Annotated in this window: 20 protein-coding genes; 12 read left to right on the top strand and 8 right to left on the bottom strand. The window is 38.7% G+C overall.

Going from position 1 to position 22,075, the window contains the following annotated elements:
* Window positions 1-68 precede the first annotated feature (68 nt).
* Window positions 69-1,394, bottom strand: coding sequence for a dicarboxylate/amino acid:cation symporter (locus ACFSQJ_RS01185; protein ID WP_377764918.1), 1,326 nt, complete (start codon window positions 1,392-1,394; stop codon window positions 69-71).
* Between the two features lie 54 nt (window positions 1,395-1,448).
* Window positions 1,449-2,513: a chorismate synthase gene (gene aroC / locus ACFSQJ_RS01180; protein ID WP_377764917.1), complete on the bottom strand. Its 1,065-nt coding sequence runs from the start codon at window positions 2,511-2,513 to the stop codon at window positions 1,449-1,451.
* 187 nt (window positions 2,514-2,700) lie between these two features.
* Between aroC and ACFSQJ_RS01175 the strand changes: the two genes are divergently transcribed.
* Window positions 2,701-3,597: a UDP-2,3-diacylglucosamine diphosphatase gene (locus tag ACFSQJ_RS01175; RefSeq protein WP_377764916.1), complete on the top strand. Its 897-nt coding sequence runs from the start codon at window positions 2,701-2,703 to the stop codon at window positions 3,595-3,597.
* Here the strand turns inward: ACFSQJ_RS01175 and ACFSQJ_RS01170 are convergent.
* Window positions 3,556-6,468 (bottom strand): FAD-binding and (Fe-S)-binding domain-containing protein, encoded by a 2,913-nt coding sequence (locus ACFSQJ_RS01170; RefSeq protein WP_377764915.1) that lies wholly within the window; start codon window positions 6,466-6,468, stop codon window positions 3,556-3,558. The two genes, ACFSQJ_RS01175 and ACFSQJ_RS01170, sit on opposite strands and share 42 nt — an antisense overlap.
* An 89-nt stretch (window positions 6,469-6,557) precedes the next feature.
* Between ACFSQJ_RS01170 and ACFSQJ_RS01165 the strand changes: the two genes are divergently transcribed.
* Both ACFSQJ_RS01165 and ACFSQJ_RS01160 read left to right on the top strand, forming a co-directional pair.
* Entirely contained in the window at window positions 6,558-7,067 is a 510-nt protein-coding gene (locus tag ACFSQJ_RS01165) for a hypothetical protein (RefSeq protein WP_377764914.1), read from the top strand.
* 81 nt (window positions 7,068-7,148) lie between these two features.
* Window positions 7,149-8,261 carry a redoxin domain-containing protein gene (locus tag ACFSQJ_RS01160; RefSeq protein WP_377764913.1) on the top strand — a complete coding sequence of 371 codons (1,113 nt, stop codon included), beginning with the start codon at window positions 7,149-7,151 and terminating at the stop codon, window positions 8,259-8,261.
* Window positions 8,262-8,333: 72 nt separating this feature from the next.
* Here the strand turns inward: ACFSQJ_RS01160 and ACFSQJ_RS01155 are convergent, their stop codons facing one another.
* Window positions 8,334-10,004 carry a hypothetical protein gene (locus ACFSQJ_RS01155; protein ID WP_377764912.1) on the bottom strand — a complete coding sequence of 557 codons (1,671 nt, stop codon included), beginning with the start codon at window positions 10,002-10,004 and terminating at the stop codon, window positions 8,334-8,336.
* 124 nt (window positions 10,005-10,128) lie between these two features.
* Window positions 10,129-10,782 carry a rhomboid family intramembrane serine protease gene (locus ACFSQJ_RS01150; RefSeq protein ID WP_377764911.1) on the bottom strand — a complete coding sequence of 218 codons (654 nt, stop codon included), beginning with the start codon at window positions 10,780-10,782 and terminating at the stop codon, window positions 10,129-10,131.
* Between the two features lie 56 nt (window positions 10,783-10,838).
* On the opposite strand from ACFSQJ_RS01150, the gene ACFSQJ_RS01145 reads away from it, so the two are divergent.
* The 3 genes from ACFSQJ_RS01145 (at window position 10,839) to ACFSQJ_RS01135 (ending at window position 13,158) form a co-directional block, all read left to right on the top strand.
* Window positions 10,839-11,747, top strand: coding sequence for a lysophospholipid acyltransferase family protein (locus ACFSQJ_RS01145; protein WP_377764910.1), 909 nt, complete (start codon window positions 10,839-10,841; stop codon window positions 11,745-11,747).
* A gap of 7 nt (window positions 11,748-11,754) precedes the next feature.
* Complete coding sequence (locus ACFSQJ_RS01140) at window positions 11,755-12,603, top strand: alpha/beta fold hydrolase (protein WP_377764909.1); 849 nt, start codon at window positions 11,755-11,757, stop codon at window positions 12,601-12,603.
* Between the two features lie 90 nt (window positions 12,604-12,693).
* Window positions 12,694-13,158: a hypothetical protein gene (locus tag ACFSQJ_RS01135; RefSeq protein WP_377764908.1), complete on the top strand. Its 465-nt coding sequence runs from the start codon at window positions 12,694-12,696 to the stop codon at window positions 13,156-13,158.
* A 59-nt stretch (window positions 13,159-13,217) separates the two neighbouring features.
* Here the strand turns inward: ACFSQJ_RS01135 and glmM are convergent, their stop codons facing one another.
* Window positions 13,218-14,606 (bottom strand): phosphoglucosamine mutase, encoded by a 1,389-nt coding sequence (glmM, locus tag ACFSQJ_RS01130; RefSeq protein WP_377764907.1) that lies wholly within the window; start codon window positions 14,604-14,606, stop codon window positions 13,218-13,220.
* A gap of 70 nt (window positions 14,607-14,676) precedes the next feature.
* Between glmM and ACFSQJ_RS01125 the strand changes: the two genes are divergently transcribed.
* The 4 genes from ACFSQJ_RS01125 to ACFSQJ_RS01110 are packed head-to-tail and all read left to right on the top strand — an operon-like array spanning window position 14,677 to window position 18,560.
* Window positions 14,677-15,270: an acyl carrier protein phosphodiesterase gene (locus tag ACFSQJ_RS01125; protein WP_377764906.1), complete on the top strand. Its 594-nt coding sequence runs from the start codon at window positions 14,677-14,679 to the stop codon at window positions 15,268-15,270.
* On the top strand, window positions 15,258-16,943 hold the full coding sequence (gene ggt / locus ACFSQJ_RS01120; protein WP_377764905.1) for a gamma-glutamyltransferase: 1,686 nt from the start codon (window positions 15,258-15,260) through the stop codon (window positions 16,941-16,943). The genes ACFSQJ_RS01125 and ggt overlap by 13 nt, the downstream gene beginning before the upstream one ends.
* Window positions 16,943-17,863 carry an ATP-grasp domain-containing protein gene (locus tag ACFSQJ_RS01115; protein ID WP_377765157.1) on the top strand — a complete coding sequence of 307 codons (921 nt, stop codon included), beginning with the start codon at window positions 16,943-16,945 and terminating at the stop codon, window positions 17,861-17,863. The genes ggt and ACFSQJ_RS01115 overlap by 1 nt, the downstream gene beginning before the upstream one ends.
* Window positions 17,847-18,560, top strand: coding sequence for a hypothetical protein (locus ACFSQJ_RS01110; protein WP_377764904.1), 714 nt, complete (start codon window positions 17,847-17,849; stop codon window positions 18,558-18,560). The genes ACFSQJ_RS01115 and ACFSQJ_RS01110 overlap by 17 nt, the downstream gene beginning before the upstream one ends.
* Here the strand turns inward: ACFSQJ_RS01110 and ACFSQJ_RS01105 are convergent.
* Together ACFSQJ_RS01105 and ACFSQJ_RS01100 are read right to left on the bottom strand one after the other, a co-directional pair.
* Window positions 18,557-19,630, bottom strand: coding sequence for a transporter substrate-binding domain-containing protein (locus tag ACFSQJ_RS01105; RefSeq protein WP_377764903.1), 1,074 nt, complete (start codon window positions 19,628-19,630; stop codon window positions 18,557-18,559). The two genes, ACFSQJ_RS01110 and ACFSQJ_RS01105, sit on opposite strands and share 4 nt — an antisense overlap.
* A 46-nt stretch (window positions 19,631-19,676) precedes the next feature.
* Window positions 19,677-20,438 (bottom strand): XRE family transcriptional regulator, encoded by a 762-nt coding sequence (locus tag ACFSQJ_RS01100; protein ID WP_377764902.1) that lies wholly within the window; start codon window positions 20,436-20,438, stop codon window positions 19,677-19,679.
* 97 nt (window positions 20,439-20,535) lie between these two features.
* On the opposite strand from ACFSQJ_RS01100, the gene ACFSQJ_RS01095 reads away from it, so the two are divergent.
* Window positions 20,536-21,798 (top strand): putative DNA modification/repair radical SAM protein, encoded by a 1,263-nt coding sequence (locus tag ACFSQJ_RS01095; protein WP_377764901.1) that lies wholly within the window; start codon window positions 20,536-20,538, stop codon window positions 21,796-21,798.
* Between the two features lie 79 nt (window positions 21,799-21,877).
* On the top strand, window positions 21,878-22,021 hold the full coding sequence (locus ACFSQJ_RS01090) for a hypothetical protein (protein ID WP_377764900.1): 144 nt from the start codon (window positions 21,878-21,880) through the stop codon (window positions 22,019-22,021).
* The last annotated feature ends 54 nt before the right edge of the window (window positions 22,022-22,075 follow it).

Below are 22,075 nucleotides of genomic sequence, written 5' to 3'. Positions count from 1 at the left end.
GGTCTTGGTTGAAGTCTATAAGTTAGTCGCTATTTTTTGAACTGCAAAATAATCAGGAATCTGATTAGCTATTTTACCTCCTCTAAATGATCGTCCCAGTTTTTTACTTTGGGCTTACCGAGTTTGCCGACAGACTTGGCCACTATCATTGACACCGTTGCGTCTCCCGTCACATTCACAACAGTCCTGCACATATCCAAAGGCCTGTCTACCGCAAAAATCAGAGCCAAGCCTATGGCCAGCTTATCCGCAGGAAAGCCTATCGCTTCTAAAACGATGACCAACATCACCATTCCGGCTCCAGGCACGGCAGCACTACCAATAGAAGCCAAAAGTGCCGTGAGCACAATAGTAAGCTGATCACCAAGCGTTAAATCGAAGCCAAGGGCCTGCGCAATAAAAACTGCTGCTACGCCTTGATACAAACTGGTGCCATCCATATTAATGGTTGCCCCAACTGGAAGCACAAAACTGGAAACTTCTTTATCCACCCCAATATGTTCCTCAACGCGCTCCATAGTAACGGGTAAGGTTGCAGCACTTGAACTTGTAGAAAATGCCAATAATTGGGCAGGACTCATTTGCTTTAAAAACCAAAATGGATTCTTTTTTGTAAAACCAGAAACCACGATTAGATAAAATACAATCATGATTAACAACCCGGCAACAACAGTTGCAGCATATTTTAAAAGTGCCAATAATAGATCAGGGTCACTTGACGAAACCACAACACCGGCCAAAAGGGCAAATACTGCATAAGGTGCTGAAAGCATAATTAAATCTACCATCTTAAGCACCACTTCATTAAGAGAATCAAAGAAATCCTTCAAGGGCTTTGCTCGCTTTTCACCTATCAGCAGCATAGAAATACCTAAGAAAATGGTGAAAAATATGACTTGCAGCATCAAACTATTATCACTCATAGCCTTTAACGCATTATCGGGAACCATATCCACTAAAAACTGTAATGGACCACTGCCTTTTTGTTTCATGGCCTCATCCATCTTTTTGGTGACGCCTTCAGAATTCGCATAGGTCTCGGTGAGTTTTGCTACGGTTTCTTCAGAAATTCCATCCCCTGGTTGAACTATATTTACCAAAACCAAACCTATGGTTATTGCTACAATGGTCGTGACAATATAAATGCCAATGGTACGTAGACCGATATTTCTAAATTTTGAAATGTCTTTTAAATCAGAAATTCCCTTGACCAAAGAAGCAATAATCAGGGGTATCGCAATAAGCTTCAACAACTTGACAAAAATTGTTCCCAAAGGCTGAACCCAATTCGAAACAAAGGAAGCTCCCCAATCAACTTGGGTCATTACAAATCCAAAAACGATACCTAGAAGCATCCCAATAAGGATTTTCCAGTGCAATTCTAATTTACGCATAGTTGAAGTTTATGTCGGTAAGATACTATTTTGAAAGGAAATCAACCAAATGCCTTATACTTTGTTGACTCTTGCCAGCAAGTAGTAGTCCGCCAATATCAAAGCGGTCATTGCCTCTACGATAGGTACTGCTCTCGGCACTACACAAGGGTCATGACGACCCTTACCTTGGGTCTTTACTTTCTCCCCTTTTTTATTTATGGTTTCATAACCTTGTAATACCGTGGCTACCGGCTTAAACGCAACATTGAAGTAGATGTCCATACCATTACTAATACCCCCTTGTACGCCTCCGCTCAGGTTGGTTTTAGTGGTTCCATCTTTATTGAACTGGTCGTTGTGAGCACTACCCTTCATCAAAACTCCATCAAATCCGCTACCGTACTCAAAACCTTTTACAGCGTTTATACTAAGCATTGCTTTTCCGAGTTCGGCATGAAGTTTATCAAAAACCGGTTCCCCTAAACCAATCGGTACATTTTTTGCCACACAGGTAATCACCCCGCCAATCGTATCCCCTTCTTTTTTAATGGATTTGATATAATCTTCCATTTGCTTCGCCATTTCCGGGTCGGCACAACGGACAGGATTCTTTTCAATTTCTTTAAAGTCCAATTCTTGATACGGTCTTTGGACTTTTAATTCCCCTACTTGAGAAACAAAAGCATTGATTTCAATTCCTTTTAAAAACTGTTTCGCAATGGCACCTGCAACCACTCTACTTGCAGTTTCACGAGCCGAACTTCTACCCCCACCTCTGTAATCTCTAAATCCATACTTCTTATCATAGACGTAATCGGCATGAGAAGGTCGATATGAATCTTTTATATGTGAATAGTCTTTGGATTTCTGATTTGTATTATGAATCGCAAAACCAATAGGTGTACCTGTAGTCTTTCCTTCGAAGAGTCCAGAATATATTTCAACAGTATCTGGCTCCTTACGCTGGGTAACAATGGCGGATTGCCCTGGTTTTCTTCGGTTTAGTTCATTTTGAATTGCATTTAAATCTAAAACTATCCCTGCTGGGCAACCATCAATGACCCCACCTAAAGCACGCCCATGGGATTCGCCAAAAGTAGTTAGTCTAAAAAGAGTTCCAAACGAATTGCCTGCCATATCAGTGGTTTTGAAGATATCAAAGGTAATTTTTCCTTGTCTCTTAACAAAGTATATCGCGCAGTTAAAGATTTATAAACATTTGGGCCATACTGTAATGTTTAGTTAACAATTAGATTATAAACACTTGACTTCAAATTGATTGCCAATTTATTTCTTCACTGTTATTTTGCCTAAAATTTTGGTGTTGAAAAAAAGGAAGATAGAAGTAGTAGTTATTTCTGATGTTCACTTGGGGACACATGGTTGCCATGCTGAAGAATTGCTTGCATACCTGAATAGCATACATCCAAAGAAGCTGATTCTTAATGGTGATATTGTTGATATCTGGCAATTTAACAAACGGTATTTTCCTCCATCTCACTTGAAAGTGTTAAAGAAAATTATTGGAATGGCATCTCGAGGAACGGAAGTCCATTACATAACAGGCAACCACGATGAAATGCTGCGAAAGTTTTCGGCCACTTCTATAGGAAACTTCAGTATCGCCAATAAATTGGTTTTAAACCTTGATGGAAAAAAAGCGTGGATATTTCATGGGGATATATTTGATGTATCCATTCAAAATGCCAAATGGCTGGCAAAACTGGGTAGTTATGGATACAATCTACTTATCTTAATCAATAGGTTTATCAATTGGTGTTTGGCAAAGATGGGCAGAGAGAAGTACTCGCTATCAAAAAAAATAAAGAATAGCGTAAAAGGTGCCATAAAGCACATTAATGATTTCGAGAAAACCGCTGCCGACTTGGCCATTGAAAAAAATTATGAGTACGTGATTTGCGGACATATTCACGAACCCAAAAAAGAGCAATACGAGAACAAATATGGCAAAACCATGTATTTAAATTCTGGTGATTGGGTCGAAAATCTTACCGCTTTGGAGTATTCGTTCAAAAGATGGCGCGTTTATCACTACAATTATGATAAACTACTGCCTTTTTTTGTTGATGAGGATTTAAAGGAAATGGATATGAACGAACTCATAGCCTCAATTACCGAAGAAAGAAAAGTAAAGTCTAGTAACATTAATAAAAAATCATTAGGCAAGCAGGGCTTGACGCAAGATGGTGATGGGATGTAGCGCTTTTCTTCCCGTACCATCAAAGATTTGATGACGGCAACTGGTTCCATTTGCAGAAATAATAGTATTGACATCACTTTTACGTACGGCTGGAAATAATTTTAACTCCCCCACTGCCATGCTTGTTTCGTAATGTTCTTTTTCATAACCAAAAGAGCCGGCCATACCGCAACAGCCCGAAGCGATAATAGAAACCTTATAGTTTTTAGGAAGGTTCAAAACATCAAAAGTGACCTTTTGATTTGATAAGGCTTTTTGATGACAATGCCCATGAATTTTTACTGTTCGAGCCTCCGAGGTAAAACTATCGGCGGAAATGTTGCCAACTGCTATTTCTTGAGCTAAGAACTCTTCAATTAAAAAGCTTTGTTTAGCAAGTCTATCAACAAGAACCTTATCGTCATATAATCGCTTATACTCATCCCTAAAAGAGAGAATTGCAGACGGTTCAAGACCTACTATGGGCAAATCTTTCTCTAATATTGGTTTCAATGCTTCAATATTTTTTACCGCAAGCTTTTTGGCTTCTTTTAAAAAACCTTTCGACAAATAGGTTCGTCCGCTTTCAGCATAAAACAGCTCTACCTCATACCCTAGTTTTTGTAAAACATGAATAGCATCTTTGCCAACTTCAACATCCAAGTATTTGGTAAACTCATCTAAATATAATACTACCTTTTTACATGAATTAACCTTCTTACTATTAATGCTTTGAATGATATTATCAAAATTAAAACTATAAACTTTTGGCAAAGACCTTTCGACAGCAACACCAGAAACTTTTTTCAGAATTCCACCTAAGATTTTAGAATCATAAACCGCATTGGTCAGGCCAGAAAACTTACTGCCCAAGGCATTCGACCTTGTACTATTTGCAAATAGTTTGCTCCTAAAGGTATACCCATTTGTTTCTTGGTATTGATACAAAAACTCTGCTTTTAGAGTTGCAATATCAACATTACTGGGACACTCGCTTGCACAAGCCTTACAACTCAAACACAAATCGAAGACTTCTTTTAGTTCTTCATGGTCAAATTGATTCGGTTTATCTGAATTGGTTAAAAACTCTCGTAAGGTATTGGCCCGACCCCTAGTGGTGTCTTTTTCATTTGATGTGGCGTGATAACTGGGGCACATAGCCCCGGCCATATGTTGTGATTTTCTACAATCACCACTCCCATTACATTTCTCGGCCGCTTTTAGAATACCTTCACTATCCGAGAAGTCCATAAGGGTATTTATTTCAGGCTCTTTCCTATCAATCTCATATCGCAGGGATTCATCCATTGGATACGCATCAACAATCTTACCTGGATTAAGAATGCATGAAGGGTCAAACACTGATTTAAGACGCTTTAAAAGCTTATAGTTTGATTCCCCAATCATTAGGGGTATAAACTCTGCCCGCACAATACCGTCACCATGTTCACCACTAAAACTACCCTTGTATTTCTTTGTTAATTTTGCGACATCAGCTGTTATCGCTCTAAATATAGCCACATCGGAAGACTTTTTAAGATTGAGAATTGGTCTTAAATGCAACTCACCGGCCCCTGCATGGGCATAGTAAACAGCATTTTGCTTATAACCAGCCATGATTTCAGAAAACTCAAGAATAAAATCTTTTAAATCTTCAAGTGCCACAGCAGTATCTTCAATACAAGCTACGGCTTTTTTGTCGCCCACCATATTACCCAATAGCCCCAAACCGGCTTTTCGAAGTTCTATGGCTTTACGAATATCATCACCGTACAAAACGGGGCTCGCATAACTTAAGCCCGATTTTTGAATGGTCTTTTGCAGGTTTTCTATCTCTTGTTCCAATTTCTCCGTTGAAGTCGCTTTTACCTCCAACATCAAAATTGCAGCAGGGTCTCCTTCGACAAAAAAGCGATTCTTTAGCTGTTGCCTGTTATTTTTGGTACAATCTAAAATCACCTTATCCATCATTTCGCATAAATGCAAGCTATGGGTCATTACAGGTGCTACGTCACTCAAACAATCTTCTAAAGAAGAATAATGTGTGGCCACCATAGCAGCATATTCCGGCGGAAGTTCATCTAGCTGTAAAGTAATTTCTGTGGTAAAAGCTAGTGTACCTTCACTACCGCTCAACAACTTGCACAAATTGAAATTTGCATCATTACCATCAAAAACGCTACTGCGCAAAAGCTCATCAACCGCGTAACCCGTATTTCGACGGTGTATCGTTGGTTTAGGAAATTCGGAAAGAATTTCTTGTTGAATTTTGGGGTCAGAAAGTTCTTGATAGAGAAATTTATAGATTTTTCCTTCCAAAGAATCAACTTTCAACTTTTCTTCAAAGATTTTTTTTGTTATTTCCTCAAAAAAGGCATCGCTGCCGTCTGCTAAAATGGTCTTTAACGCAACCACTTTATCTCGAGTTACTCCGTATTGTATTGAAGTTGTTCCAGAAGAATTATTACCGACCATTCCACCTATCATACATCGGTTAGAAGTAGACGTATTCGGACCAAAAAAAAGACCATATGGTTTTAAATACCGGTTAAGCTCATCTCGCACAACACCTGGTTGTACGACAACTTGTCGCTTTTTCTCGTTAAGATGTATGATTTTAGTAAAATACCTAGAGGTATCTACAATAATACCATCCCCGACGCACTGACCGGCCAATGAAGTGCCAGCTGTTCTAGGTACCAGTCCGATGTCATGGTCAGTTGCAAATCTCAATAGCACTTTTAAGTCATTATCCGTTTTTGGAAAGGCAACGCCCAAGGGAATCTTACGATACACAGAAGCATCCGTAGCATACAGTGTTTTGGATAAATTATCGAATTTTAATTCCCCTTCAAGGTTGTCAGAAAGTTCTTTTAATACCGAAATTTGCAAGTTGGAACAATTTTTGACAACTAAAGTAAGTTTTATTACACTAAGTAGAAAAGAGACTTATTTTTTAATTTCATTAAATCGAGAAACTTATGAGAATCATCACATTTATTACAGCACTATTTGTATTTGCAACAATTTCTGTTCAGGCTCAGAGCATTTCAGACCATACTTTAGGCTTACGTTTAGGGGATAGCGACGGCTTTGGGGCAGAAATTTCATATCAAAAAGCCATCGGTCGACTAAACAGGGCCGAATTTAATCTGGGTTTTAGAGACAGTAGAGAGTTTGACGCCTTTAAACTTGCAGGTGTTTACCAATGGGTTCATCAAATTGACGGTGGATTTAATTGGTATTACGGTGTTGGTGGCGGACTTGGCAATGCTGATTTTGAACCTGTACCCAACAATAATAATGGGTTTAGCGATGATAACGACGGACTGTTTGTTTTTGCCGCCGGAAACTTAGGTCTGGAATATGATTTCGATATCCCTTTACTCATTTCTTTGGATATACGCCCAGAAATTGGAATCATAGGATTTGACGGATTCGATAATGATTTCCTTTTCGATATTGCCCTAGGCCTCCGTTATCAATTTTAAAAAGTAAAATTAAAAGGCTCCAAGTTGGAGCCTTTTTTTATGCCTGTTAATATCTTTACCTTTGGCAAAAATTAAAATCTTATGAAAAAATTCTTAGCCGTAGCAACAATAGCTATTTCTATTATAGCATGTGGAACTGGAACGGATGGATATACCATAAACGGTGAGATTACAGGAGGGATGAACGATAGCACTAAAGTTTATCTAAAAACAATGGATTCTACAAAAAAACTTGTTGATATTGATACGGCCCTCATAATCGCAGGAAAATTTAAATTTGAAGGCACCCAAGACGCACCTGCGTTACATTATATGGTATTCGAAGGTATTCGTGGTAACTGGCCTCTAATGTTGGAGAATGGTACAATCTCTTATAAAGGACAAAAGGATAGTCTAATTTTCACCAATGCCGAAGGTACGCCCCAAAATGAATTTTTCGCTAATTTCTTGAAAGAGCAACGAAAATTACGCCAAATGGCAGAATCTATTAATGGAGAAATGCGCATAGCAAATCAAACCAGAGACACTGCCACTCTTAGTTCATTACGAGAAGAGTACTTTGAACTGCAAGAGAGGTCTCAGAACTTCAATAAAGAATTTATTAAAAACAACCCTAGTGCTATTATTTCAGTTCTATTATTGGATAATCTATTAAAAACAAAAGCAATTCCGTCCAAGGAGGTAAGAGCTCTTTTTGATGGATTTACAGAAGATTTAAAAAAATCAAAACCAGGAAAAGAATTATCTGAACAACTAAACGCCATGGCGGCCACAGAAGTTGGTGCTTCGGCTCCAAAATTTTCTGGTCCGACCCCTGATGGTAAAATTTTAGCTTTAAATGATGTAAAGGGTAAATTGACCCTCGTTGATTTTTGGGCAGCTTGGTGCAGACCCTGCAGAGCTGAGAACCCTAATATAGTTTCTGTTTACCATAAGTATAAGGACAAGGGTTTTAACGTTGTCGGAGTTTCCTTAGATAGAAAATCGGAAGATTGGTTAAAGGCTATTGAAGCGGATAGCTTAGCATGGAACCATGTTTCGAATCTTCAATATTTTAATGACCCGATTGCTAAAATGTATAACATAAACGCAATACCTGCGGCATTTTTATTGGACGAAAATGGAGTTATTGTAGCCAAGGATTTACGTGGACCAGCACTTGAAGAAAAAGTAGCTGAGTTATTGCTCAACTAAATTCAAGTTATCTAAAACTAAAAAGCCCTGTGCAATTAGTTGCACAGGGCTTTTTTTATTCTTTATATCTTATTAAAAACTTCCTTCGGTGTCATCAAAATCGCCACTAATCGTAGCTGAACTGGACTGAATAACGCTACCATGCACAGTTACTGTATTCGTTCCAATAAATTCAAGTGAAGCATTATCTTCAAGAATCAAATCTCCCCAAATGGTTAAGTTACCGTCTTCTACCCTAAAGGTTGCTCCTTCGCCTACAGTAACATCTTGTCTTCTACTATTTCTAGCAACTGTCATCGAACCACTTAATTCGAACAGGGCATTAGTACCTATTTCTATACCATCTCTTACCGTCCATGAACCACATAGTAAAAGAGACCCGTTAATAGTAAGTTCTCTTAAACTTCTAGAACCACTATACGATAAATCTTCACCTATATTTACTGTTAGTCTATTTCTACCGTTATAACTTGGTGAAACAGCGCATCGTTCCTCTAACTCAGGTGATGGCTTATTCATTTTAATGACCTTGAATCCGCCAAGACCTGCCGCCGCAAATAAGTAGTCTCCTTTAGAAGCAACATAATTAATTGAACCAGCTAAGTCTATAACACCATAAGGATCAGCTGTAGAACCTGTTCCCTTAAATAATGCCAAACCAGCACCACCGTTAGCCATGAAGACCACATCTTCGTTTACGGAAACCGCATTGGTCACTTTATTTACGGCCTCGATTCCATCAGGGTCTAACAAAATAGGTAAGTGCTCTATAAATGCTCCAGTGGCAGCATTATAGACTCCTGCTCCATTCGAACCTTCGGCCACCAATACATTTTCTCCAAAATGGGTAATGGTACGCTTTTCATCCACACCGAAATCGGAAGATATTGCTATTTCATTTACCAAATTAAAATCTGGGTCCATAAACTTTACACCACTGCTAGCGTCTAAAACAGCAATGGTATTATCCTTTACAGAAAGCGAACGTATATCAGTAACAGGTGTATCGTACAATTTTGTCATTGTAGCCTTGTCATAGGCAATAAGCAAGCCGTTAGTACCACTACCGACAATGACCTTATCGTTTTGTATAGCTACATCGGGCACATTAAAACCGTCTTGTATACCATAGGTAATATTGTTAAAATCTATCGTATTTCCAGCAACCGGTATCTTTCCAATAAATGCATTGGTCAACGATTCGCCGGCGTCAAAACCACCTACTACATAAGCATGGCCTTCATTATAAACCACAGAATTTAAATCTGCATAATATAAAATACCAGAAAGTACAACGGGATTTTGCGGATCGGCTATATCGATAATATACATGGCACCTGCATAGCCAAGGCCAGCCGTATTATAGGTAACGTAGGCCACATCACCATTTATGGCGACATGCGTTGCTGCTAAATTATCAAAGCCATCAAAATTAGGCCTTGGTGCATCAAGTGTAGCTACCAAAGTTAATGGATAATCGCCTGCCAATTCATTTCCTTTGGCAGTTGAAAAGAATTTCCCGTTTGTCGATGCAGTGCTAGTTACTAAATCTACAACACCAGCTTCATCAAAATTAAGAACACTGTTCAATTCGGTTAAGTCTGTTACAGAAACTGAGTTTTGATCAATTTTTTCCTTAAAGGCTTCTTCAGCCTCTTGGTCAAAAAAAGTTGTCTCGTCCGAACATGAAATTGCGAATAAGAATACAAAAGAAAGTAGGGTGAACTTTTTAAATTGGGACATATAACACTATTTTAAAGTCCAAAATTAAGCTCAAGCCTTTTATAACGGTAATTTATGTTGTAAAAGAGGTCTAAAATGTTGACAGTCCGATGAAAGGTATTTTTTAACGTAGGAAAAAGACTACTTATTTTAATTTTCCTAGCTTTTCCAAGGCGAAGAGTGCCACAATGGGCAGTGCCAATAGAATCACCATAAGTGTATCCGTCTGAAATAGAGAAGGTTTAAAAATTAACGTGGTCACATATCCGCCTATGGCACCACCAAAGTGAGCGGAATGCCCAATATTACCGACACTGTTTTTCATTCCATAAATAGAATATAGCAAATACCCAATACCTAAAACATAAGCGGGCAAAGGAATGGGAATAAAGAAAAAGCCTAACTGCATATCTGGCTGAAGTAAGATGGCGGCATATAAAACCCCAGTAACAGCGCCACTTGCCCCAACCGCGCTATAGTATGGCTCATTTTTATGAAAGAATATACTTAGCAGGTTACCCGCCACAAGGGCTATAAAGTAGATAATTAAAAACTGAACAGGACCGAACCAACTAATGACTACATCTGCAAAAAAATACAGCGTAAACATGTTAAAGAACAAATGCGCGAGATCTACATGCAGAAAACCCGAAGTAAGTGCCCGTTCTTTCTCTCCTGCCCTAATTCCTCCAATACTAAATTTATACCTATCAAAGAATACCGTATCGTTAAAGCCCTTTAGAGATATTAGAACATTTGCTGCGATAATGGCAATTGTTGCAGGATGCAAACTATACATAAAGCGTATTTTATTGGTTTCAAATATAGCTATATTTGCTCATTATTTTACGGTATATGCAACTCCTTGTTTTCGTATTGGCCTATCCTTTTCTTTGGTTTATTTCTATATTGCCACATCGTTTATTTTATGGGTTTTCGGATTTGATATTCATTCTTATTTATCATGTAATCGGGTATCGTAGAAAGGTTGTAGAATCTAACCTAAAACTCGTTTTCCCCCAAAAACCTATTGAAGAACGAAAACGTATTGAAAAAGAATTTTACAAACACCTCTGCGATTCATTTCTAGAAATGGTTAAAACCATGAATCTCTCTAAAGAAGCAGTGGCTAAAAAGTATGATATTCAGAATGTTGAACTTATTCAAGAAATTGAGAAAGAAAAAAGTATTCTTGTAGTATGTTCTCACTACGCCAACTGGGAATGGAATGTAAGCTTAAATAACTACGTAAAATCCAAAGGTTATGCGGTCTACACTAAAATAAATAATACATATTTTGATTCTTGGAGCCGTAAAGTACGTGCTAGGTGGAATACAACTCTTATTACCCAACAAGAAACCGTAAAGACCATTGTAAAAAACAAAAGGGATGGCATTAAAGGTATTTTTGGTATGGTAAGTGATCAATCTCCTCAGGTTAGTCGTTCTCAATACTGGAAAGAATTTATGGGAATACGAGTTCCGGTCATTAATGGAGCTGAAACTTTGGCAAGAAAAATGGACCTTGCGGTCGTTTTCCTAAAAGTGTCAAAAGTAAAACGAGGTTATTATAAAGCAGAAATTTCTACCATAACCGCCAATGCACCGTCAACTGAAAAGGGCGAGATTACCGACCAGTTTATAAAATTGGCAGAGCAACAGATTTATGAAAGACCTGAACATTATTTATGGACGCATAAACGTTGGAAACATAGAGGTAAGGAAGCGCAAAGAGCCCAAGTTCTAGCTAAGAAATCAAAATAAGACACTCATGAAGTTTAAAAAACGCTATGTCGTTTATCTTGTGCTGCTTAGCTATTTATTATTTGCCCATTCTTGCATGACAATGCGTACATCTTCAAAAAAGACGAAAGCCTATTTTGAGAATAGCAAAACGGCTTATAAAGACGGAATTGTTGAAATCGACAGTAACACCTTACATTATATACAAACGGGAAATACAGATGCCCAAAGTCTAGTTTTTATCCATGGTTCACCTGGAAGTTGGGATGCTTGGAAGGCCTATTTAAAAGACTCTCTTTTGACAAAAAAATACCGTCTTATTGCACCCGACAGACCAGGCTTTGGTTTTAGTGATTTCAGAAAAAGTATAAATCTAGATAATCAGGCCATGCTACTGAATCAGTTTTTAACTCAAATTGACAATGGTAAACCCGTTACTTTGATCGGACACTCTTACGGAGGACCATTAATCGTAAAGATGGCCTTGGAGGCACCGAAATCATATCAAAACCTAATGATTTTAGCTGGAGCTCTTGACCCTAAGGCAGAAAAACCAGAAAAATGGCGCAAACCCCTTACCTGGTTTCCCCTAAAATATCTTGTGCCTGGTGCTTTAAAACCCTCTAACGATGAACTCTGGATGCTCAAAAAGGATTTGATAGCATTGCAATCCGATTTAAAATATCTTTCTGAAAATGTTACTATAATTCACGGCACTAATGACAATTTAGTACCCTATGAAAATGTTGAATTCATGAAATCCTCTTTCTCGAACGTAAATGAATTAAACATCATCACACTTGAAAATGAAAAACACTTTATTGTTTGGGACCAAGAAAAACTGATCAAAGAGACCATTACTACTTGGGTTGATTAAAAGTGGTCTGCTAAACAAATCTTCTGCTTGAATCATTTTTTGTAAGTTTTTGGTTTAACGTTTCGACTTAGATGAAAATCAAATACTACTATGAAAAAGATATTATTGATAACACTAATAAGCTTTGGATTTGCTTTTAACGTTCAATCACAAGAATTTAATAACATTCCAACAAGTCCTGATTTTGAACTTTTGGCAGACGGATGGTATAAATTTCAATTAGAAGGCACCTTGTTTGACGTGGAACTAAAAGCTGGAAAGCTCGTAAAAGGAAATATTACCTGGTTCGACGGTTCTTCATACTCAGGGAATCTTTCAGGTACGCAATTGTCCGGAAAAGGAACATACGTCTGGCCTGATAAGAGCAGATACGAAGGAGCGTTTAAAAAACACCAACGCCACGGTAAAGGTTCCCTAATAGCTGCCGATGGAACAAAATGGAGCGGTAAATGGAAGGCAAACAAAAAGAATGGAAAGGGAAAAATATTTGATGTTCATGGTCAGGTGCTAGAAGAAGGTGTTTGGGAAAGCGATCAGCTTATTGCTGATAAATAGTTGCTCGTAAAAGAAAAAGCCCCGAGAATTCTCGGGGCTTTTTCTTTTTTCCTTTTTTTCTAAATTCCTGCTATTGCTTTTATTTCATCAATAATTCTATCTGCCAATGCATCCGCCTCTTGTTGGCTTTTCGCTTCGGTATATATTCTTATAATCGGCTCCGTATTCGATTTACGGAGATGTACCCAATTCTCGGCAAAATCAATTTTTACGCCGTCAATGGTCGATACTTCTTCATTTTTATATTTATCATGCATGGCAACAAGTAAGGCATCTACATCCAACTCAGGAGTTAACTGGATTTTCTTTTTGCTCATAAAATAACTGGGGTAACTGGCCCTAAGTTCAGCTACCGTGCCCCCTTTTTCTGCCATAAGCATTAAAAATAGGGCTGTCCCCACTAATGAATCACGACCATAATGACTTTCGGGGTAGATTATACCTCCATTACCCTCACCGCCAATAATAGCATTATTAGCTTTCATTTTGGTGACAACGTTCACTTCACCAACGGCAGCGGCTTCGTAAGTGCCCCCATGCTTTTGGGTAATATCACGCAGTGCCCTTGACGAAGATAGGTTAGAAACCGTATTCCCTTTGGTTTTCTCTAAAACATAGTCAGCACAGGCTACCAATGTATATTCTTCTCCAAACATTTCGCCGTCATTACTGATGAATGCCAAACGGTCTACATCAGGATCTACGACAATACCGAAATCTGCTTTTTCTTTTACAACCAACTCACAGATGTCTTTTAAATGTTCTTTTAAAGGCTCTGGATTATGAGGAAAGTGACCTGTTGGGTCACAATACAATTCCACCACTTCAACCCCAAGTTCTTTTAACAAAGCAGGAATTGCAATACCTCCGGTAGAATTTACACCATCAACCACCACTTTAAATCCGGCTTTTCTTATGGTTTCTTTATCTACCAATGGCAGATTCAATACTTCATCTATATGTATGTCGATATAGGAGTCGTTTTTAGAAATGCTTCCTAAATCATCAACTTCTGCAAAATCAAAATCTTCCTTTTCAGCCAATTCTAAAATAATCGCCCCCTGTTTAGCATCTAAAAATTCCCCTTTTTCATTTAACAATTTAAGGGCGTTCCACTGCTTGGGGTTGTGGCTAGCTGTCAAAATGATTCCGCCATCTGCTTTCTCTAAAGGAACTGCTATTTCTACGGTAGGTGTCGTGGACAAACCTAAATCAATAACATCTATTCCAAGACCCACTAAGGTAGATACTACCAAATTCTGTATCATTTCTCCCGATAAACGGGCATCCCTTCCAATAACCACCTTAAGTTTGTCTTTGCCGGCATAGCTTTTTAGCCAAGTTCCATAGGCTGCAGCAAACTTTACCGCATCGATTGGGGTGAGGTTGTCATTTGTGGCACCTCCAATGGTTCCACGAATTCCAGAAATAGATTTGATTAGTGTCATGTGTTTAAAAGTTTTTGCAAATATAATTTGATGGTTACTAATACACGTTTCTAATTTGTAAATTTCGAAAGTGAATTTTCTCGCCCATATTTACCTGTCTTTCGATGACCCTCAAATTACTTTAGGTAATTTTTTTGCGGACCATATAAGGGCCAATAAATACAAACATCTACCAAATAAAGTACAAAAGGGAATTTTATTGCATAGAGAGATAGATACTTTTACCGATGCTCACCCTATTGCAAGACAAAGCAGTAAACGATTACATAAAAACTATGGCCATTATAGCCAGATTATTGTAGACATTTTCTATGACCATTTTCTCGCGAAAAATTGGACGACTTATTCTGATATTCCACTTGATAACTATGTAGAATCATTTTACGACCTTTTAGAGGCTAACTACGACATTCTACCCCTTGGCACACAAAGAATGATGCCTTACATGATAGCTGATAATTGGTTGCTTAACTATGCCAACTTAACAGGAATCTCGAGAGTTTTAAATGGCATGAACCGTCGTACCAAGAACAAATCAAAAATGAATTTTGCCATTCTTGATCTTGAGGCGCATTACGATGATTTTGAAAATGAGTTCACCGCTTTTTTTAAAGAATTGATTACCTTTTCCAAACAAAAATTTAATTCCCTATGCGAAGATTAGTACTCTTAATTTCCCTAAGCGTCTTGTATGTCAACTGCAAGCAACAACCTGCACAACCAACAGGTGAAGTTGCCGAAAAGGCCATGGTCGTTTCCGCACGTGAAGAAGCCAGCAAAATAGGTGTAGAAATCATGAAAAAAGGCGGCAATGCTTTCGATGCTATGGTTGGCACGGAAATGGCATTGGCGGTGGCCTACCCATTTGCCGGAAATTTAGGTGGTGGCGGTTTTATGGTATATCGCAAAGCGGATGGCGATGTTGGCGGACTGGATTATCGTGAAAAAGCACCTTTAGCGGCACATAAAGACATGTATTTGGATTCTTTAGGTAATGTAATACCTAATATGAGTACGGTCGGGGCGACGGCTGTCGGTGTCCCCGGAACGGTCGCAGGAATTATGGAAGTACACATCAAATATGGTTCGCTACCATTGCCGGAAATACTGGAACCCGTTATAGCCCTTGCCAATAGGGGTGTTGTAGTCACAGAAAAACAGGCTAAACGCCTTGAAAGCTATAAAGAACGCTTTATTCAGGTGAACAATGATAGTACGAAGTTCGCACAAAACTTTAAGGCAGGTGATACGATTAAATACCCAGAGCTAGCCAAAACCCTGACCAAAATAATGAATGAAGGTCGTGATGGTTTTTATAAAGGTGAGGTAGCGAAGAAACTGGCTGCTTTTATTCAAGAGAACGGGGGTTTTATAACCGAAGAGGATTTAGAGAAGTATGAGGCCAAATGGCGTTACCCGGTCACTTTTAATTACAAAGACCTAAAGATTATATCTATGAGTCCGCCTAGTAGCGGCGGGGTGACCATGAATCAGATTTTTAAGATGATGGAGCCATATAACCTTAAAGACTTTGGGCATAATTCCGCTAAAACCATTCAATTATTCACCGAGGCAGCACGAAGGGCCTATGCCGACCGAAACTACTTTTTAGGTGATCCAGACTTTACGGATATTCCCCTAGACATCATTTTAACGAACGACTATTTGACCGAAAGAATGGCAAATTTTTCTTTTGATAAAGCAACGCTTTCATCAGATGTAAGCCATGGAGAGGTTGAAATTGTTGAAAGTATGGAAACCACCCACTACTCTATCGTTGACGGGCAAGGCAATGCAGTTTCTGCAACAACTACCTTGAATGGTGGTTATGGTTCTAAATTATATTCCGAAGAACTTGGGTTCTTTTTGAATAATGAAATGGATGATTTTAGCGCTAAACCCGGTATACCTAATATGTTCGGACTCATAGGAGCCGAAGCCAACAGTATTGCCCCCGAAAAGCGAATGTTAAGCAGTATGACACCCACTATTGTTGAAAAAGACGGTAAACTATGGTTAGTAGTTGGCACCCCTGGTGGCTCTACCATTATTACGGCAGTAGCACAAACCATATTAAATGCCTATGAATTCAATTTGAGCATGCAAGATGCGGTAAATGCGCCTCGCTTTCACCATCAATGGCTGCCCGATATGGTTATTTTTGAACCGGACGGCTTCTCAGAAGAATTAAAGACCGATTTAAAAGATAAAGGGTACATTATCAATGAAGAGCGAACACCGATTATTGGTAAAGTTGATGCCATTCGTGTATTGCCCAATGGCAAACTAGAAGGAGGTGCCGATAAACGAGGTGATGATAAAGCTGTGGGATATTGATGAAGCCATTTGATATAGTCATTCTCACGGATAGCCGCTACTTATCCCCTGACCCTACTTCACCATATATTACCAATGTACTATTGGAAGATCAAATAGTCGCTGATGAACTTAAAAAATTAGGTATTAAGGTTACCCGCAAATCATGGGATGACCCTAGTTTTGATTGGTCGCATACAAAATGTGCCATTTTTAGGGCTACCTGGGATTATTTTGAACGTTATCAAGAATTTGCGCAATGGTATGATAAAACTGCGGAGCGAACCATATTTATAAACTCTAAATCATTAATAGACTGGAATATAGACAAGCACTATTTAAATGATTTGAATGAAAACGGAATAAATATTCCTGATACGTTTATTATTGAACCTCAAACCAAAACGACTCTTGAGGCTACCATAAATAAAGCCAAAACACTTTATAAATATACTAGCAACGATTTTGTGCTTAAACCATGTATCGCGGGCGGAGCGCGACATACCTACAAATTCAATGTATCAGAAATTGATGCCTACGAAAAAGTCTTTCAACAATTAATTGCAGATGAAGCCATGATGCTTCAAGAATTTCAGACCAACATTGTAAAAGGCGGTGAAATTTCAATGATGGTCTTTAATGGGGAATTCACCCATGCCGTTTTAAAAATTGCCAAACCTGGTGATTTTAGGGTGCAAGACGATTATGGTGGTACGGTTCATGAATATAAGCCTTCGCAAGAAGAAATCGATTTTGCTATTGCAACGGTTAAAGCTTCGCCTGAACTACCCGTATACGCGCGAGTGGACATTTTTAAAGACAACAACGAAAAATGGGCCCTAGCCGAATTGGAAATTTTTGAACCTGAGCTTTGGTTTCGTTTTAATCCCAAAGCGGCAGCAGTACTGGCCGACACTATTAAAAATGTATATTTTGATTAAAAAATTATTAAAAATAATTCTGATTGGCTTAGGCGTATTGCTTGCAGTAGGCCTACTATATGCTTTAAGTATTCATCAGTCTTTACCAAAAGGAACCCAAGGGCCGGAGGCGGAGGCCTTAGCGCACAAAATGCTGAAGGCGATTAACCATAAAGACTATAAGACTACACGTTTTTTAGAATGGTCTTTCAGAAATAATACCCATCATTATAAATGGGATAGGAAGAAAGGTATTGTTGAGGTGCGCTGGAGCGATAATCGAGTGTTTTTAAACCTGGCAAAGCCTGGTAAAAGCAAGGTTTTTCAAAACGACCAAGAATTAAAAGGTGAAAAAGTTGAGAGTTTGGCAGAAAAAGCTATTGAAAAGTTTAATAACGACTCCTTTTGGTTGGTTGCACCCTTTAAAGTCTTCGATAAAGGTACTTCTCGAAGTATAGTGCCCCTCGATGATGGTTCAAAAGGTTTATTGGTCACCTATTCTGAAGGAGGCTCTACCCCCGGTGATAGTTATTTATGGAAACTCAACCCGAACGGTTTTCCTAATGCTTTTCAAATGTGGGTCAAAATCATTCCTATTGGTGGACTAGAAGCTAGTTGGGACGATTGGATATTGACCGATACTGGCGCCTATTTGCCTAAAGCACACGAATTTGGTCCTATCACAATGGGTTTGGGCAATGTTAAGGGATACAACTAAATCTCGGTAAGTCCATATTCCGCCAGCACGACTTCCCACTCCGTCGTCTCAATGATTTCCAAAATACGTTGTGATATTCGCTTTTGCAGGTCAAGGCTATCCTTTTTTATTCCAAAGGCATAGAATTGCACGTCAAACTTTATAGGTAGAAGCTGTAGTTCATTTAAAGTGGAATCTTTTCGAATACGATATTTTAAAATAGGCTCATCATAAATAAACGCTTCGATTTTTTGATTCTTTAAGTCTTCCAAACCCGGAATAACGCTTGGGTATTGATTGATTTCCTTAAAAAAATGCACCCTTAAAAAGTCATAACTACTAGAACTTTTTACCGTACCAACACGACGCTCTTTAAACTCATCAAAATTTTCAATGTTCTCGGTCAATTGGTTTACGGTCAAGCTCGAGGCGATACTCGCTGTAAGACCGGAAACAAAAAGCAGACCACTCAACATAAGGCCCAAACCGGCAACTTTGCCCCATCTTGTTTTCGGGGCCTTATCGCCGTAGCCAACAGTGGTAAGGGTCACCACTGACCACCAAAGTCCGTCCCAAATACCTTTTTGACCGGGTCGAAAATCATCTGGGTTATGCTTTCGTTCAAATAACCAAGTTAAAAATCCGAAAAAGAGAAGAATAATAAAAAGTAATAGAAACCCACGTAAAAAGTTCATATGCAAAAAAGCTCCTAAAAACTGTCTTATCTTTTGAAAAGAACTTTTCTCGGCAACAGCAACCGTAGAATGTGACGCAAAAAAAGAACGTGTAAAGCCAATTTCTTTAATTCTGTCACTCGTAATGGTAAGCGGATTAATGCTTACATCTACCTCACCCGCCTTTAGGGCTCCGAGCATATCCGAAAAGGGCATGGTCTTAATTTTATACGGTATTTCCAAGTCCTCAGCGACCCTTCGCCAGAGCCAAATATTGATTCCTTCAAGCAATTCACCATCTTCAATAATAAATGGAGGTGCAGGTGCGTAAGCAACTGTAAGCGTATCTTTTAAATCTTGACTAGAAACTTTAATTAAGGAAAATAGGCAAACAAAAACGAGTGATAATCGTTTCATACAAAATAGCGGTTAGTTGATGGATTAAAGATAATCTAAAAAACGACTAATTCTTTACCTGACCTACCTGCTTTTTCAATTCTTCCATAGACTCTTGCAGTTGGCGCAACAAACCTTTTTCGGTAGTGGCATCCACATTAAAAGTAAGCTTGCTACTTACCTCCCAAATTTCCTGTATTTGAAAGGGTTTAATATCATATGGAGGGTAGGTCTCATTTAATGAAACCAATGTAATGTTGTTCGAATTTGGTTTTTTCTCGATTTTTTTAACCATTACGGAATCTTGCAAAACAACAACGTACATTTTATTGGCACTTACATGATCTATATGCTCTATGCCCTTCGCCAACACCCATTCACCAGGCTGCAAATTGGGCAGCATACTATCGCCTTCTACCTGAAAGCCTCGATATGTCGCATTACGGAACTCCGGAATCGGCATATCAAAAGCCGGCAATTGTTGATACCAACTGGTATCGGCAATATTCTGTGGATAACCAGCTGCGGCCTTGGCATTGACCAAAACCATATTGTCCCTGTCTTCAGAATCTACGGTAACCACTTTGGGTATAACGCTAGTTTTATTGGTGTCTAGATGCTTATCATCACTTTCACCGAACAACCAAAGCGGATTGATATTAAACTGCTTTAATAACTCGGCCACTACCCTACCCGATAATTTGGTGCGGCCACGTTCAATATCGGCCGTGGTATTAGAAATGCCCAATAACTTGGCAAATTCGGCCTGTGTATGGCCTAAATCTCGTCGAATATCGGTGAAACGCTTGAGCGTAAGTTCATTTTCCATCCTCAAATATATCAAAATATGGAATAATTCCAAAAATATTATGGATTATTTCCATAATTAGGAATAATTCCATAATTTTGGATTAAAACCAATTCAGGTGAATTTCGAGAGAATAAAAGAAAAGTTAAATATCCTTGCTGACGCCGCTAAATACGATGTCTCGTGCTCCAGTAGTGGCAGTGATAGAAAAAATAAAGGCAAAGGCCTCGGTGATGCCTCTAAAATGGGTATTTGCCATAGTTATACAGAAGATGGGCGTTGTGTTTCGCTTTTAAAGATTCTACTGACCAACCACTGCATTTTTGACTGCGCCTATTGCGTAACCCGAAAGAGCAATGATGTAAAACGTGCCGCTTTTAAAATTCAAGAAGTGGTAGACCTGACCATTAACTTTTATCGTCGTAACTATATCGAAGGGCTGTTTTTAAGCTCAGGGATATTTAAAAGCCCAGATTATACCATGGAACGCTTGATTGCCGTTGCCAAAAAACTAAGGGAAGAGGAAAATTTTAATGGCTATATCCATTTAAAATCCATTCCTGGAGCCAGTGATGAATTAATGTATGAGGCCGGATTGTATGCAGACCGTCTATCGGTCAACATAGAGGTCCCCACCGTATCTGGCCTTAAATTATTGGCGCCCGATAAAAAACATGAAGATTTCACCAAACCCATGCTTAAGGTTAAAAACGAGCTCATTCGCTACAAGAATGAGCGAAAAATCATTAAAAGCACCCCAAAATATGCTCCAGCTGGCCAAAGTACCCAAATGATTATTGGTGCGACCGGTGAAACTGATAAGGACATTATGTTCTCCGCTGCTTACTATTATAAAAAGTATCATATGAAGCGTGTCTATTATTCTGGCTATGTACCTGTCGCAGAAGATAATAGATTGCCTGCTATTGGTTCACAGGTACCTATGCTCCGCGAAAATCGACTATACCAAACCGATTGGTTATTGCGCTTTTATGGCTTTGCGGTAAATGAAATCGTTAACGACACCCACCCTAATTTAGATGTAGATGTTGACCCTAAGCTTTCATGGGCATTACGGAATATGAAACATTTTCCTGTAGATATTAATAAGGCGGACAAACGTATGCTAGCTAGGGTTCCCGGATTAGGAATGCGCTCGGTACATAAGATTATAAATGCAAGAAAGTTTAGAAAATTGAACTGGGACCACCTCAAGAAAATTGGAGTGGCCCTCAACCGCGCCAAATACTTTATGGTATGCGACTCCCACAATTGGGAACGTAAAGATTTGGATGCGGAGAAAATAAAAGGATTGATTTTACAAAACTCTTCCGGGAAGTTTCGAAATCAATACAGCACACAATTAGCATTGTTTAACTAAGACCTTGTCATACTGAGCTTGTCGAAGTATAGACAAAAGGCTTCGACAAGCTCAGCCTGACAATACGAAAATTAAAACTATGAACACATTACACACGCAAAAGTACCCAGACCTTTTAGAACGTAGCCGAAATGCTGTTCTAAACTTGGGCTACGAATACATTGTTTTTAAAACCAAGTTTAAAAAGACCTTGATTCGTCTAAAAAGAAGAATACTCAGATAACGCTAGTCTTTTTGAAGAAGCTAGCGACTGAGAAATCTAGATTTCTCACATTCG

It is taken from the genome of Croceitalea marina (assembly GCF_042684265.1).
In the GTDB taxonomy this organism is placed as follows: Bacteria; Bacteroidota; Bacteroidia; order Flavobacteriales; family Flavobacteriaceae; genus Croceitalea; species Croceitalea marina.
This window is presented reverse-complemented; position numbering and strand designations above follow the sequence as displayed.

What these genes read in the sequence shown, in the direction of transcription:
- ACFSQJ_RS01185 (WP_377764918.1), bottom strand. Translation starts at nt 1,394, where the DNA reads ATGCGTAAATTAGAATTGCACTGGAAAATCCTTATTGGGATGCTTCTA.
- aroC (WP_377764917.1), bottom strand. Translation starts at nt 2,513, where the DNA reads ATGGCAGGCAATTCGTTTGGAACTCTTTTTAGACTAACTACTTTTGGC.
- ACFSQJ_RS01165 (WP_377764914.1), top strand. Translation starts at nt 6,558, where the DNA reads ATGAGAATCATCACATTTATTACAGCACTATTTGTATTTGCAACAATT.
- ACFSQJ_RS01160 (WP_377764913.1), top strand. Translation starts at nt 7,149, where the DNA reads ATGAAAAAATTCTTAGCCGTAGCAACAATAGCTATTTCTATTATAGCA.
- ACFSQJ_RS01155 (WP_377764912.1), bottom strand. Translation starts at nt 10,004, where the DNA reads ATGTCCCAATTTAAAAAGTTCACCCTACTTTCTTTTGTATTCTTATTC.
- ACFSQJ_RS01150 (WP_377764911.1), bottom strand. Translation starts at nt 10,782, where the DNA reads ATGTATAGTTTGCATCCTGCAACAATTGCCATTATCGCAGCAAATGTT.
- ACFSQJ_RS01145 (WP_377764910.1), top strand. Translation starts at nt 10,839, where the DNA reads ATGCAACTCCTTGTTTTCGTATTGGCCTATCCTTTTCTTTGGTTTATT.
- ACFSQJ_RS01140 (WP_377764909.1), top strand. Translation starts at nt 11,755, where the DNA reads ATGAAGTTTAAAAAACGCTATGTCGTTTATCTTGTGCTGCTTAGCTAT.
- ACFSQJ_RS01135 (WP_377764908.1), top strand. Translation starts at nt 12,694, where the DNA reads ATGAAAAAGATATTATTGATAACACTAATAAGCTTTGGATTTGCTTTT.
- glmM (WP_377764907.1), bottom strand. Translation starts at nt 14,606, where the DNA reads ATGACACTAATCAAATCTATTTCTGGAATTCGTGGAACCATTGGAGGT.
- ggt (WP_377764905.1), top strand. Translation starts at nt 15,258, where the DNA reads ATGCGAAGATTAGTACTCTTAATTTCCCTAAGCGTCTTGTATGTCAAC.
- ACFSQJ_RS01115 (WP_377765157.1), top strand. Translation starts at nt 16,943, where the DNA reads ATGAAGCCATTTGATATAGTCATTCTCACGGATAGCCGCTACTTATCC.
- ACFSQJ_RS01110 (WP_377764904.1), top strand. Translation starts at nt 17,847, where the DNA reads ATGTATATTTTGATTAAAAAATTATTAAAAATAATTCTGATTGGCTTA.
- ACFSQJ_RS01105 (WP_377764903.1), bottom strand. Translation starts at nt 19,630, where the DNA reads ATGAAACGATTATCACTCGTTTTTGTTTGCCTATTTTCCTTAATTAAA.
- ACFSQJ_RS01100 (WP_377764902.1), bottom strand. Translation starts at nt 20,438, where the DNA reads ATGGAAAATGAACTTACGCTCAAGCGTTTCACCGATATTCGACGAGAT.
- ACFSQJ_RS01090 (WP_377764900.1), top strand. Translation starts at nt 21,878, where the DNA reads ATGAACACATTACACACGCAAAAGTACCCAGACCTTTTAGAACGTAGC.